Below are 12,345 nucleotides of genomic sequence, written 5' to 3'. Positions count from 1 at the left end.
TCAAAACGAGAAACGCATCGAGGTTCGCGTGAATGGTAAACGTTGCTACTGTAAACCTGACGAGGTTAAACCTATGCACAGAAAGGATGGGTATAGTTATGCCTAGGTTTACAAGGATTTTCAGCCAACTGGAGAACCGCGGAGAATTGAGAAACCTTAAATGGAATCATTAATCCAGATGACGATAGGATGACATCATGTCCGGCTGTATAGTGCGTCTATTATACCTGTCGTGATTGAGTCAAAAACCATACCCTTCTACCCTTCTACCCTTCTACCCTTTTTAGGCACTTAACGGGAGAATATTGCGGGAACATCAGTAATGAGCGAATTCAACCAGTCAGTGATCAGATCTGGTGCGGCGATCCGTGTTGGTATTTTACATTCTTTAAGTGGCACAATGGCGATTAGCGAAGCCTCGTTAAAGGATGCGGAACTTATGGCGATCGCAGAAATTAATCAAGCGGGTGGTGTCTTAGGACATCAGATTGAACCCGTGATCGAAGATGGCGCGTCCAAATCAGCCACATTTGCCCTTAAAGCTAGAAAGCTAATCGAACAGGAGCAAGTGGCTACAATCTTTGGCGGGTGGACTTCTGCAAGTCGCAAAGCGGTTTTACCGATCTTAGAAGAACTTAACGCCCTGATGTGGTATCCGGTTGAATATGAAGGACTCGAATGTTCTCGCCACATTTTTTATACCGGTATTTGCCCGAATCAACAAGTCGGTCCTGCGGTGGATTGGTTACTAGCACATAAGGGGAAACGCTTTTATCTAATTGGTTCAGATTATGTTTTTCCCAGAACGGCGAACAAGTTAATTAAGGCGCAGCTTAAACAAAAAGGGGGAAGTTTAGCTGGGGAAGATTATGTTCCTTTAGGGATGACAGACTTTGGCGATTTGATTGCCCGGATCAAGGAAGCTAAGCCGGATGTAGTCTTCAATACTCTGAATGGGGATAGTAATTTAGCCTTTTATCAACAGTACAAAGAAGCAGGAATCACGGCGGCGGAGATTCCCATTTTAGCCGTGAGTGTCGCTGAAGAGGAATTGCGCCGAATTGGGGGAAGTATCGCGGTGGGTCATTATGCCAGTTGGAGTTATTTTCAAAGTATTAATACTCAGAGAAACCGCGAATTTGTTCAGAATTTTCAGGCACGTTATGGTCAAGATCGTGTGACCAGTGATCCGATTGAGTCGGCGTATGTCCAGGTTTATCTATGGAAACAAGCGGTAGAAAAAGCGGGTTCTTTTGATGTGAAATTGGTGCGGGAAGCGGCTTATGGGCAACAGTTTGAAACGCCGGGAGGGAAGATTAGTATTGAGACGAATAACCATCTGAGCAAATATTGCCGGATTGGTAAGATTTTGGATGGTGGTCAATTTGAAATTGTCTTTACCAGTGTCGGGCGACTTAAACCTCAGCCTTGGTTGGGGATTGAAAAGTTAAGTGATCAGATCTCGCCCGTCGTGATTGATATGTTGGCAGAGGTTTCCCAATCGATTCAATATAACTGCCAACTGGAACAAAAGTCCCGTGAATTGGAAGCAGCGATGGCGCAATTGATGGCGACGAATGAAAAGTTGCAACGCACTCAAGACCAATTATTGCAAGCCGAAGCCCAATTTCGTGAGTTACAAGATCAAGAAAAACTGCTGAAGCGTCGCTTGTCTAGTCAAATTCGCAGTTCTTTGGAATTAGAACAGATTTTGAAGACGGCGGTGAAGGAAATCTGTTGTTTATTACATATCGATCGCTGCCAGTTTTTGTGGTATCATCCCCAGAGTAGCCCGCCTCGTTTTGAACCCATGGAAGTGGCGGGAGAGTTGAGTGAGAATGGGGGAGTGCAATGGAACACGGCGGATGAACTTTTGCCGGATTTCCCGTTAATGATTCAGCAGCAATCGTTGCTACGGGTTGACGATATTGCTAGTGATAGCCAGCTTAATGGTAAGAGTCGCGATCGCTTTCTCAATGACGGACTGCAAGCCCTGCTAATTGTACCCCTACAAACTCGCAGTAATAAAATTGGTGTAGTGGTTTGTGAACACTATCAGGAAAGTCGCTATTGGAGTGAACAGGAGGTTGAATTAATTGTTTCGGTAGTTGATCAACTATCGAGTGCGATCGATCAAGCTGAATTATATGCTCATAGTCGCACAACCGCCGCCTTAGCCACAGCGCAAGCCGAACAACTTAAGCAAGCCTTGCATGATCTGAAAACCTATCAAACACAGTTGGTGCAGACGGAAAAAATGTCCACGTTAGGGACATTAGTCGCGGGTGTCGCTCACGAAATTAATAACCCCACCAGTTTTATTTACGGTAATCTTCACTATGCAAAAGAATACACGGAGGATTTATTAGAAATGCTGCGGTTGTATCAAAAATATTATCCTGAACCCGCACCCGAAATTCAAGATCACGCCCAAGCGATTGAGCTAGACTTTTTGATCAAAGACTTGCCCAAAACTCTGGGTTCAATGGAGATTGGCGCAGAACGGATTCGTCATTTGGTGTTGAGTTTGCGGAATTTCTCGCGTCTGGATCAAGCCCAAATGCAACCCATGGATATTCATGAGGGGATAGAGAGTACTTTACTTTTATTGCGAAATCGGCTGAAAGGGAATGGTCACAATCCAGAGATTGAATTGGTGAAAGAGTATGGGGAGTTACCGTCGGTTGAGTGCTATCCGTCCCAGCTTAATCAAGTATTTATGAATCTCCTGGGTAATGCGATTGATGCGTTAGAGGAAGTTGTCGCCCGGAATGGGACAAATTTTTTACCGGTAATTCGGATTTGTACAGAAGCGTCCTCGGTTGATTATGTGCGGGTGAGAATTCGTGATAATGGAGCAGGGATGACGGATGAGGTGAAGTTAAAGTTATTTGATCCGTTTTTTACGACTAAGCCGATTGGTAAGGGGACGGGTTTGGGGCTTTCGATTAGTTATCAGATTGTTGTAGACAAACATAAGGGAATTTTACAATGTCACTCTACTCCTGGACAAGGAACGGAGTTTATTATTGAGATTCCGGTGCGACAAAATCGTGAAGTTGCAGTTAGTCATGAAATGAGTATCCGACTCAAAGCTCAAGCCCATTAAGAAGGCTTTCCGGCTTCCAGACGCGCCATGGCGCGTCTCTACATGGCTTCCAGACGCGCCATGGCGCGTCTCTACATGGCTTCCCCGGCTTCCTACCCCCACCACAATACTTATTCAGCAGACCCTAAGTCCGACTGCTGACCTGCTGAACTCGCCCTTTTAGCACCTCTTTATACAAGCTTTCTAATTGACTAATGTTCCCTCTTAGGGTGTACTTTTCCAGAACCCTAGCTCTAGCTTTTTGTCCTAGGAGGGTTGTCCATTCGGTATGATCCCGTAACAGGGGCAAAAGTGTATTCAATTGAGACGTGACCCGATGGGTATTGAGAATAATACCCGCGCCACCTTCTAAAACCTCACCATCCGCCCCCGCATCAGTGGCGACACAAGCCAGACCACAAGCCATGGCTTCGAGTAATGATAAGGAGAGTCCTTCTAATAACGACGGTAAAATGAACACATCTGCGGCTCGCAGAATGTCAATCCGCTGCTGTTCATCTGCCACAAATCCTAACCAGAGAATCCCATCGTATTTGTCATAAAAGGGTTTCAACGTGGACACCAAAGGTCCACTTCCGACAATCAAAAGCTTACAGTGAGCGCCCATTTCTGACTGTTTCCACGCCTTGAGTAAAGCCTCTACATTTTTCTCTGTAGCAATGCGACCTTGGTAAACAAATAAGCGTTGGGCATCAACTCGAACTTTCAAATTAGATGTGCCCGGAGCATATTTGTGCACATCAACCCCATTGGGAATGACAGCAAGTTTGTGGCGAGGAACTCCTAAACGCATCAGAAAATCCCGTTGCAGTTGAGAAAAGATAATTACCCGATCATAATGTGCCAAAAACGGAGCGTAGAGTTGATAGGCAAACAGTTGGGTACCTGATTTTAAATTGCGGCGTTTGCCATCAAAGGGGGGATGAAATGTGGCTACTAGGGGTAAATTCAAGTCTTCACAGATTTCTGGAAGCAGAAAATCTAGGGGAGACAAGGTGAGAGACGCATGGACTAAATCCGGGCGGAGTTGCTGTAAGGCTTGTTTGAGCACCTTACTGGCTTTGGGTGAGGGAATTGTATAAACCTGGGATTTGTACAAGCAAGGGAGGGACACCTCTTGACAGCCCGACCACAGGGAGTCTGCGGCGACTTCGTCTTGGGCAAAATGGAGGAAACTAACTTGGTATCCCCGGTCAAGTAAAGCGTTGGTAACTTCTCGACCGTAAGTGACATTTCCACAAAAGGGTGATTTTTTTCCGATCCAGGCGATATGCATTCAGGTTGAATCGTGAGTCTCTATTTGTCAGCGTTGGTTAACATCGCTGATCCTGTAACGGAAATATACCAGTTTAGGCACCCTCCCGCGATCGCAATTATGGCTAAACTGAATAAGACAGGGGCTAACCCGATCCAAGTTTCGGCTAAACCCGCTAAGGCTAAAGGCAGACTCAGGGCTATATTCACCCCATTATTTTGCAGTCCAAAGACCTTACCTCGCATCTCTTCAGGGGTTTCTGCTTGAATCGTGGTTTGCATGGGAATCCCCACCATCGCCCCACACATTCCCAACAAGGCGGTCATTCCTAACGCCATCCAGAGATTATGGGTAAACAGGGATAAACCCGCTAGCGCTACCGACATACCGATCGATCCATAGAGACTCAAGCGATTGTGAGTAAAATGCTGACCCCAATGTCCCAGAATCGCCGCACCACCAGCCATTCCAATGCCCCCCATTGCCAGCAAGAAGCCAAATTGTGAGGCTTTCATCCCCGGAAGGGTTTCCGCGAGTCGTACAGCTAATACGGCTAAGGCAGCGAAAATGGAGAATAAAATTACTAATTGAATCATGGCATTGCGGACGCGCCGTTGGCGTTTGAGGTAAAGCAATCCCTCCCAGATATCGGCAAAAACGTGAGGGGTTTCACCTTCAGTGGGTTCAGTATTTTCACCCGTTTTCAGCAGTAGCAGCAACAATCCCGCGATCGCATAAGCCCCACCGACGACGAATTCCTTGCCAAATTGCCAGTCAAGTCCCAGTTGCGCCACAAATTTATCGGTCAGGGCTAATAGGGGATCACCCACGGCAAATCCAATAATCAACGATGCCATCATTGTCGTGGTATAAAGGGAATTCGCCGAGAGCAAATTACGACGCTTGACAATCAACGGAATCACAGCTTGTTCGGCTGGGGCAAAAAACTGAGTTAAGGTGGAAACCAAAAATGTGATCATCAACAATCCGTAGAAGCCAACGGGCAAATTGTAGATGGGACTCCAATCGGTCGTCAGCCATAACACCGCCGGGACTGACCAAACCAAGACACCTCGCAGCAGATTCGTCGAGACGAGTACTGCCTTTTTCGACCAGCGATCGACGAACACCCCCGCCAAGGAACCAAACAGGATAGCCGGAATCGTAAAGGCAATCATTAACGCTGAAACCCAACCACTGATGCTGGTTCCCGCCGATTGAAAGTGGCTAGCAATCAAGGCAATCATCAACACCAGATAGATTTTATCGGCAAGCTGAGAAAAAACCTGACCACTCCACAAGGTTAAAAAATTACCATTTTTCAGAACAGGTACAAACCCTCGTTTTGCTGGTTCAGCAGGAGGTTCAGCTATTTTCGCCGGGACTTTCTCTGCTGGAGATGGCGGCTTGTGAGGTTCTCGATAATTGCGCTTAGTCACAGAAGATGACTTTTTTTGAGCAGGATGTTGGTTAACTCGTTTGGATTCAGATTCAGATAATCGCATTCTTTCTCATCAGTTGGCTGCTGTGGCTGATCAACCTCGATGGGTGAATCGTCCACAAAAAATAGTTTGATAAGTTTTTTAAGACACTACACTTTCTCTATCATCTCATGTGAACCACCCAGCGCTCACCTCTATTCAGGTATAGTTGGCGAGGTTGTAGGGGCGAGTCGCTGCACAACTATGGGTGTGAGAATTAACCTGTCTCAACTCGCCCTTGGCTCAAGATGCACGGATCAGATCATTCCCGATACCCTGTGGAGGGCGGGCGACCCGAGCAAATTAATGGCTCGGTGCTGTGAATTAGGGCTTGCTGCACAACTCCCAAACCTTTAGCTAACAAGGCTTTGAGTGGCATTGATATTTGCTCCTATTCAAGGAAAAAGGGTTCAAATAATAACCTATCGAAACGTGGGGGTTTGGGGGAGCTATAGAACCCCATCCTCAGCGGAACGAAGTGGAGTAGGGTGGGGATGCCTTCACTCCCCCAAGTAAAAAGCTAGTACTCGATGTGCTAGCTTTTTACAAGCCCTGCATCCTATGTTAGAATGTGTGACATAGATTTGAAGTCACCATGCTAGTATTCGAGGCAAAACTACGGGGAACAAGCGAGCAGTACGCCATCTTGGATGAGATGATTCGTACTGCTCGTTTTGTGCGTAATTCCTGCCTCCGCTACTGGATGGATAACATTGGGGTTAACAGGTACGACCTCAACAAGTATTGCCGGGTGCTTAGAGAACAATTTGAATGGTGCAAAAAGCTCTCAGCTCAGGCTTGTCAGGCTAGCGCTGAAAGAGCATGGAGTGCCATTGCCAGATTCTTTGATAACTGCAACAAGGTAGAGACGCGCCATGGCGCGTCTGTACCAGGCAAGAAAGGTTTTCCTAAATTTAAGAAACATCAAACCCATGGCTCAGTAGAGTACAAAGTTGATGGGTGGGTGTTATCGGACGATCGATTAACCATTACATTTAGGGACGGTTTCAAGGCTGGAGCTTTTAAAATGTGGGGAACTCGCGATTTGCATTTTTACCAAAAAGAGCAGATCAAGCGAGTTCGTGTTGTGCGTCGGGCTGATGGATATTATGTTCAGTTTTCCATCGAGAAGGTGCGAACCGAAAAGCACGAACCCACCAATCGAATGTTAGGGATAGATGTTGGTTTAAACCATTTCTACACTGACTCTGACGGCAACAAAGTAGAAAACCCAAGGTTTTTGAGGAAAGCTGAAAAAGCCTTAAAACGCGCACAAAAACGTGTTTCTCGTAGAACTAAGGGTTCCAAAAATCGCATCAAAGCCATTAAGAGGTTAGGTAGAACGCATCTCAAGGTATCAAGGCGGCGTAAAGACTTTGCAGTTAAGACGGCAAGGGCGCTTGTCCAGTCGGCAGACTTCGTAGCCATTGTAGACGCGCCAGCGGCTTGCCGAAGGCTAGACCTAAAAGTGCGGAATCTGGTGAAAAACCATCATTTAGCCAAATCAATATCTGACGCTAGTTGGACATTATTTAGGCAGTGGTTAGAGTATTTTGGGAAAGTGTTTGATGTGCCAGTGATTGCTGTCGCACCGCATTACACTTCTCAAAAGTGTTCTAACTGTGGACAAGAAGTTAAGAAAACCTTGTCTACGCGCACTCACAAATGTCCGCATTGCGGGTATGTTGACTGCCGTGACACGAATGCAGCCATCAACATTTTGATGAAAGCGTTACAAGGATTAGCACAACTACCGTCGGGCAGACGGAAAGTTACGCCTGGGGATGAGATGACCCGCTGCTTAGAAGAGGAAACTCCAAAAAGCAAGGTTGCTCGTAGAGCCAGGAAGACTCGTCAGTGATGATGGGAATCCCCACCCTCAGCAGATCCTTCGCAGGCTCAGGAGGGTGGGGAGGATGTCAAAATTCGGCAGACATCGTCAAAGCGTTTAATAACTCGGCTGAGCGAATAGAACGACCAAAGTGATACTGAGCATAATCCCGTAACATACGCTCAACTTTTACCCAAAGGGGAGCGATCGCGTCTCGTGACATCTGAGATAACTCAGCCGCCGCGAGCTGTTGTACAATCGTTAATTCAACCGCATTCAGCTTACAAGTCAACCGTGGCAGAGGGGATTGAGAAATACCATGGTTACGGCTAACTAGGGGATGGAACAGGTTCTCAGGTTGAGACACCTCTACCGCTAAACGATAGGTTCCACCTGCCTCCACACTAAACCCTACTTGCCAATTCGGATCAGTAACATCAGGCTGAATCGGGTGCTGAGTGATACAACACTGTTGCACTTGCGGCGCAATCCCCGCCAAAGCTAATAGGTGAAAAATACCATGGCAAAGGTGTGCCAAAATTAGGGACGATCCAGTGGGGCTACTGCTTAGGGGGGGTAACTGTTCCAACCGCCGCAGATGCTCATTGAACAAGGCGTACAGTTCGGCTTGGGGTTGCTCACTTAGAGCATGACACAATACTAATTCTGCCAGGTACTGACTTGCGGCAAGCTTTCCCAAATCCTTCGCCAATCCTGGATAAGATTCCAAGGTTTCAGCCTGAGTAATTTTATCCAGCGATCGCCCTTTGTAAATCAGTAACTCATTGACCACAAACAAACCCATTCTACCCGCCAATTTCGAGTTCTGCTTGCGCGAACCCGGCGCCACCACCCGAATTAATCCCCACTCGGGGGTCAAAATTGTGACTAACCGATCAGCTTCCCCGAGGGGCATACTTTTTAGGTTAATTCCAGTGGCGTTATAGGTTTTAGTCATTAGTCCTATGTCATTTCAAAACTCTCGGACTTAGTGAGGGCGGGTTTAGTTTTGTTAGTGGTTTGAGCCACCGCCTTATCGGTCAAACCCGCCCCTACATACTTAAAACTCATTCCTCGTCTTTCTCCTCAAGCTGTTGCAACAACTCTGGTCCGCGAGAGGTTCCTAATCGGGTTGCTCCGGCTATAACTAAATCTAACGCTTGTTCGATTGTGCGAATACCCCCCGACGCCTTAATTCCAATCTGTCCCTTTGTCAAGTCTTTCAAGAATTTTACATCCGATACCGTTGCGCCTCCATGCCAACCTGTACTGGTTTTGAGATATTGCGCCCCAGCATCAATGCAGATTTCGGCGGCGAGTTGTTTTTCATTATCGGTTAAAAGCGTTGTTTCCAAGATAGCTTTGACTGTTTGCCCTGTTTCCTCGCATATTTGGGCAATTTCTCGATAGATTGCATCGGTGTTCCCAGTTTTTAATGCCCCTAAATGAAGCACTACATCTAGTTCCGTTGCCCCATTTTCTACCGCTTCTTGGGCTTCGTAGAGTTTGGCGGCGGCTGTGGTTGCGCCACTGGGAAAGCCAATCACAGCACAGACTTTGGGGGATTTGTTGTGCAACAGTTCAGCCGCGAGTTTGACGTATACGGGATAGACACAGACTGTAGCAAAGGAAAATCGATCTGCCTCACGACAATATTTCTCCACTTGTTCGGGTGTCGCCGTGGGGGAGAGGAGGGCATGATCAATCAGGGGGGCAATATCGATATCGGGATAATCCATGGCGATCGCGTTTCTACTCTATAAAAATTAACACTTAAGACGAATGTCACGCTCTTTAAGGTTGGTGGGCATTGCCCACCCTACTGCATATCCAGGGTGTTGGCGCTCCCCAAATGCACGCTTTTCAATGCCATTCCCCTTAAGACATGACACCTAACACCTACTTCCGTGATGCCAACTCTTGAACAAAATCTTGATGATCCTGACTGGCTAATCCCTGCTGCAATACGTCTAAAACTTTGGCTAAATTTCCGGCTAATAACGCGGCTCTATCTAGCCACAATCCAGGAAAAACGACTGAACAAATTATCCCCTCGCTATTGGGTTCAATTTTAACGTAGTCTCCTGAGAGTAACCTAAACCAATCCAATTCACCGTTTTCAACTCGCCATACCAAATACTCTTGTACTCCATTGCGGCGATACACGTTGAGTTTTTGGTGCAAATCAATGGAAACACTACTAGCCGCAATTTCTACGATTAACTCAGGCGCACCTTCGATATAATCATCGTCGCTTATCGTTGATTGTCCACCTACTTTAATTCTCAGAATGGCATCCGGTTGAGGTTCGTTATCCAGATCCAGCCTAACTGTACAATTGTCGCCCAATTGCAGATTAGGAGTGAAACTTGTGTAGAAACCTAGCCACAGCATAATATGAGCATGGGGTTCGCCATGTTGGGTAATCCTCAGGGGAGATGCCATATAAACGATTCCTTCAATTAATTCGGCTTTTTTCAGATCAGGCATGGCTGAATAGCGATGCTCAAATTCAAAACGGTTGAGTTTGTCGCCGTTTTCTAAGCGGGCAATTGTTACTTGAGGAGAGAGTTTTGTCGATGTCATGGTCACCACTCGCGATCGCTGCCTTTATAGGACTTTATTATAAATGCTAGCCTGCTTGACCTCTACTTAAAAGAAGAGGATTGAATTTAAGGAAAATATTTTTTAATTTCTTCGTAAACGAAGAGGTCTTAGACCCAATTAATCAATTATCAATTATCAATTATTAATTATCCATTGATAAGCCATTCCGCCGGGGACGCTTATGGGCGTAGGGGTAACGTGATACGCAAAATGTGGGGAACTACTGAGGTGGGAGAGTTTCCATCTCTTGACGTAGTTGGTCAGCTTCTTCTAAAGTGGCTTCTGGATCTTCATCGGTTGAACGCTGCACATAATTGAGCTTAAATTCTTCCAACAAGTCAGAGAGTAACGACTGAAGTTCTAGCTGGGTTGCCTCATCCTGTAGTTCTTTGCGTAGGGCATACTTAAAATTATGACTCAGTTGGTCAAATAGTTCCCGCCCTTTGAGATCAGAGTAAGAGGTGGCTAAGACTTCATAAGTGGCTTGGGCTAAATAATTAGCCAGGTTTTCCGTAACCTCTTTCGGTAATGCTTTTATTCCCGGTACTTGTTGTAATCCAGTGTAAAAATCCGATTGTTGCAGCGCTCCTTTGAGACTATGATGCAACAATTCCTCTAAATCGGGCTGAACTTGAGGTAAGACTTTATAAATAGAGAGTTCTAAGAGTCGGTCGGTGATGGCATCGACTTTATTAATATCACTAACTTGGACGTAGGCTTCAGGTTGCAATATAGCACGCGCCATATCTCCTTTATCAACGGACTCTTTGGTTTGATTAATCAGTCGCACCATTAAAAACATGGATACCCTATCCGCCAAGTACGCCGCTGGTTCGTGGGTGACTTGTGCTAAAATACGCTCCATATTCACCAACCCCGATTGATGCGATCGCACGGATACTGGAATAATGCGTAACCAGCGCCAGGTGGGCAATAGCAGCAGCATGTCGTACCAGCGCCGCCAGAGAGCATCTCCCCAGGTCAACTTTTCTTGGCGTCGAGATATGAAGAAGGTACGCCCTAAAAGCTCAATCCCAAAAAAGGCGATAAAATAAAGGTCAATACGCCAGAAGTTATCCACGAGTTGACCATTTTCGTCGGTGGGTCTAAAATAATTGCTCTCTAGTAGCGGTCGAACTTCGCTGTCAAAGAATGAGAGAGCATTTTCCCAGCCTACTTGCGCCAGATACTCCTGTCTCCAAAATTGTGAAAAGGCTTGCTTCGCTGATTCAGTATTCAGATGATCCCGCATCCGCCGCTTGAGTTTAGCAAATGTACCAAACTTGTTGGCTGCCAAAAATGGGTTCTCTTCAATTAGCTCATTACTTTGTTGGCGCAACTCTTGCAAGACTGGCTCAATTGGCGGTGCTTGCAACAGTTGCTGGGAGAGTTGCACGGTTAAGGTGTCAACGGTTTTGAGGTAGCGTTGCGTATCTGGATGAGGCTCAATACTTTTAACCGGATCATAGACTGTAACGATCTTAGGAAATTCTCGCACATAAACATCCCGCAATGGAATATAGCTGAGATTGAATAACGCCAGCAGGATATTTGCCAATGCAATTAAAGCGGTGAGCTTATTCCACCAGTTCCGACCTCGATTTTTGTAGGAATCGGCATAGGTATCCTTCACGAGAGCTTGTTCTGCCATTTCCCCGTTGAATAATCACTGCAAACAAATCGGGGCAAGTAGGTTACCCCTATTTTAACTGAGCGTATCAGACGCTACAGAAAATTAGTTACCTCGCTAGATAGAAGACAGAACTGAATTATATCATTCAAGAGATAGATGCATCAGCCCGACGAATCACTCAATAATGAAAAAGGAATTAAACTTTTATAGTTGTATCCAGCCTTTTTGAGGCAAATCTTTGACGTTAACGAGGAATTCTTATGGCTACCCAACCCGAACAGCAACAGATAGTATTGTAAAGTTTCAATAAGAATATAGTCAGATGTAGTCATGTTGGGTAATATATAGACATGAAACTCTCAGACTATGCCAAAAAAGCAGGAATCAGTTATCGAACTGCCTGGAGGTGGTGGAAACAAGGAAACTTGA

General features: G+C 46.0%; 8 protein-coding genes and 1 pseudogene. 3 read left to right on the top strand and 6 right to left on the bottom strand.

Annotated features, from left to right (window positions below):
• Positions 1-322: 322 nt before the first annotated feature.
• Positions 323-3,109 (top strand): urea ABC transporter substrate-binding protein, encoded by a 2,787-nt coding sequence (gene urtA, locus RIM23_RS26465; RefSeq protein WP_446370861.1) that lies wholly within the window; start codon positions 323-325, stop codon positions 3,107-3,109.
• A gap of 124 nt (positions 3,110-3,233) precedes the next feature.
• On the opposite strand, the gene RIM23_RS26460 is transcribed toward urtA, so the two are convergent.
• Together RIM23_RS26460 and RIM23_RS26455 are read right to left on the bottom strand one after the other, a co-directional pair.
• Positions 3,234-4,385 (bottom strand): glycosyltransferase family 4 protein, encoded by a 1,152-nt coding sequence (locus RIM23_RS26460; protein ID WP_446370859.1) that lies wholly within the window; start codon positions 4,383-4,385, stop codon positions 3,234-3,236.
• A gap of 20 nt (positions 4,386-4,405) precedes the next feature.
• Complete coding sequence (locus tag RIM23_RS26455; RefSeq protein ID WP_446370857.1) at positions 4,406-5,869, bottom strand: MFS transporter; 1,464 nt, start codon at positions 5,867-5,869, stop codon at positions 4,406-4,408.
• Between the two features lie 571 nt (positions 5,870-6,440).
• Here RIM23_RS26455 and RIM23_RS26450 point away from each other — a divergent pair.
• The gene (locus RIM23_RS26450; protein ID WP_446370855.1) at positions 6,441-7,706 is read left to right on the top strand and encodes an RNA-guided endonuclease InsQ/TnpB family protein; all 1,266 of its coding nucleotides are present in this window, start codon (positions 6,441-6,443) and stop codon (positions 7,704-7,706) included.
• A 58-nt stretch (positions 7,707-7,764) separates the two neighbouring features.
• Here the strand turns inward: RIM23_RS26450 and recO are convergent, their stop codons facing one another.
• The 4 genes from recO to RIM23_RS26430 all read right to left on the bottom strand — a co-directional run bounded on the left by recO (position 7,765) and on the right by RIM23_RS26430 (position 11,934).
• Positions 7,765-8,634, bottom strand: a complete 870-nt coding sequence (gene recO / locus RIM23_RS26445; protein ID WP_446370853.1) for a DNA repair protein RecO — start codon at positions 8,632-8,634, stop codon at positions 7,765-7,767.
• Between the two features lie 109 nt (positions 8,635-8,743).
• Positions 8,744-9,421 carry a deoxyribose-phosphate aldolase gene (gene deoC / locus RIM23_RS26440; RefSeq protein ID WP_446370863.1) on the bottom strand — a complete coding sequence of 226 codons (678 nt, stop codon included), beginning with the start codon at positions 9,419-9,421 and terminating at the stop codon, positions 8,744-8,746.
• Between the two features lie 154 nt (positions 9,422-9,575).
• Positions 9,576-10,262: a Uma2 family endonuclease gene (locus RIM23_RS26435; RefSeq protein WP_446370851.1), complete on the bottom strand. Its 687-nt coding sequence runs from the start codon at positions 10,260-10,262 to the stop codon at positions 9,576-9,578.
• Positions 10,263-10,503: 241 nt separating this feature from the next.
• Positions 10,504-11,934, bottom strand: coding sequence for a hypothetical protein (locus RIM23_RS26430; RefSeq protein ID WP_446370849.1), 1,431 nt, complete (start codon positions 11,932-11,934; stop codon positions 10,504-10,506).
• Between the two features lie 332 nt (positions 11,935-12,266).
• Between RIM23_RS26430 and RIM23_RS26425 the strand changes: the two are divergent.
• Positions 12,267-12,345: pseudogene (locus RIM23_RS26425) on the top strand (IS607 family transposase); the annotation flags it as partial.

The organism is Coleofasciculus sp. G3-WIS-01, assembly GCF_040223135.1.
Taxonomy (GTDB): domain Bacteria; phylum Cyanobacteriota; class Cyanobacteriia; order Cyanobacteriales; family Coleofasciculaceae; genus Coleofasciculus.
This window is presented reverse-complemented; position numbering and strand designations above follow the sequence as displayed.

Bases quoted from the DNA above. Each gene is read 5' to 3' on its own strand.
- urtA (WP_446370861.1), top strand. From the start codon at position 323: ATGAGCGAATTCAACCAGTCAGTGATCAGATCTGGTGCGGCGATCCGT.
- RIM23_RS26460 (WP_446370859.1), bottom strand. From the start codon at position 4,385: ATGCATATCGCCTGGATCGGAAAAAAATCACCCTTTTGTGGAAATGTC.
- RIM23_RS26455 (WP_446370857.1), bottom strand. From the start codon at position 5,869: ATGCGATTATCTGAATCTGAATCCAAACGAGTTAACCAACATCCTGCT.
- RIM23_RS26450 (WP_446370855.1), top strand. From the start codon at position 6,441: ATGCTAGTATTCGAGGCAAAACTACGGGGAACAAGCGAGCAGTACGCC.
- recO (WP_446370853.1), bottom strand. From the start codon at position 8,634: ATGACTAAAACCTATAACGCCACTGGAATTAACCTAAAAAGTATGCCC.
- RIM23_RS26435 (WP_446370851.1), bottom strand. From the start codon at position 10,262: ATGACATCGACAAAACTCTCTCCTCAAGTAACAATTGCCCGCTTAGAA.
- RIM23_RS26430 (WP_446370849.1), bottom strand. From the start codon at position 11,934: ATGGCAGAACAAGCTCTCGTGAAGGATACCTATGCCGATTCCTACAAA.